Source organism: Cytobacillus eiseniae (assembly GCF_017874625.1).
In the GTDB taxonomy this organism is placed as follows: domain Bacteria; phylum Bacillota; class Bacilli; order Bacillales; family Cytobacillaceae; genus Cytobacillus; species Cytobacillus eiseniae.
This window is the reverse complement of sequence record NZ_JAGIKZ010000058.1, coordinates 1-1569: the sequence shown is the minus strand read 5'-3', so window position 1 is coordinate 1569 and position 1569 is coordinate 1. Positions and strand designations below refer to the sequence as shown.

Here is a 1569-nt window from a genome sequence, read left to right as displayed (position 1 = left end):
ACCGAACAAGGTTAAGTTAGAAAGGGCGCACGGTGAATGCCTAGGCACTAGGAGCCGATGAAGGACGGGACTAACACCGATATGCTTCGGGGAGCTGTAAGTAAGCTTTGATCCGGAGATTTCCGAATGGGGGAACCCTCTATCCGTAATGGGATAGAATCTTTACCTGAATACATAGGGTATTGAAGGCAGACCCGGGGAACTGAAACATCTAAGTACCCGGAGGAAGAGAAAGCAAAAGCGATTCCCTGAGTAGCGGCGAGCGAAACGGGATTAGCCCAAACCAAGAGGCTTGCCTCTTGGGGTTGTAGGACACTCTATACGGAGTTACAAAGGAACGAGGTAAATGAACAGGTCTGGAAAGGCCGGCCAGAGAAGGTAAAAGCCCTGTAGTTGAAACTTCGTTCCCTCCAGAGTGGATCCTGAGTACGGCGGGACACGAGAAATCCCGTCGGAAGCAGGGAGGACCATCTCCCAAGGCTAAATACTCCCTAGTGACCGATAGTGAACCAGTACCGTGAGGGAAAGGTGAAAAGCACCCCGGAAGGGGAGTGAAATAGATCCTGAAACCGTGTGCCTACAAGTAGTCAGAGCCCATTAACGGGTGATGGCGTGCCTTTTGTAGAATGAACCGGCGAGTTACGATTACATGCAAGGTTAAGTTGAATAGACGGAGCCGCAGCGAAAGCGAGTCTGAATAGGGCGAATAAGAGTATGTGGTCGTAGACCCGAAACCAGGTGATCTACCCATGTCCAGGTTGAAGTTCAGGTAACACTGAATGGAGGACCGAACCCACGTACGTTGAAAAGTGCGGGGATGAGGTGTGGGTAGCGGAGAAATTCCAATCGAACTTGGAGATAGCTGGTTCTCTCCGAAATAGCTTTAGGGCTAGCCTCATGTAGTAAGAATCTTGGAGGTAGAGCACTGTTTGGACTAGGGGCCCCCATCGGGTTACCGAATTCAGACAAACTCCGAATGCCAAAGATTTATCCATGGGAGTCAGACTGCGAGTGATAAGATCCGTAGTCAAGAGGGAAACAGCCCAGACCACCAGCTAAGGTCCCAAAGTATACGTTAAGTGGAAAAGGATGTGGAGTTGCTTAGACAACCAGGATGTTGGCTTAGAAGCAGCCATCATTTAAAGAGTGCGTAATAGCTCACTGGTCGAGTGACTCTGCGCCGAAAATGTACCGGGGCTAAACGTATCACCGAAGCTGTGGATGCATACCTAAGGTATGCGTGGTAGGAGAGCGTTCTAAGGGCGTTGAAGCTAGACCGTAAGGACTGGTGGAGCGCTTAGAAGTGAGAATGCCGGTATGAGTAGCGAAAGATGGGTGAGAATCCCATCCACCGAATGCCTAAGGTTTCCTGAGGAAGGCTCGTCCGCTCAGGGTTAGTCGGGACCTAAGCCGAGGCTGAAAAGCGTAGGCGATGGACAACAGGTTGATATTCCTGTACCACCAAACTTCGTTTGAGCGATGGGGGGACGCAGGAGGATAGGGTAAGCGCACTGCTGGATATGTGCGTCTAAGCAGTTAGGCTGGTAGCGAGGAAAATCCCGTTACCGT

General features: G+C 50.9%; 1 rRNA gene. It reads left to right on the top strand.

The features are described 5' to 3' along the window. Positions 1-9: 9 nt before the first annotated feature. Positions 10-1569 (top strand): 23S ribosomal RNA (locus tag J2Z40_RS19645); the annotation flags it as partial.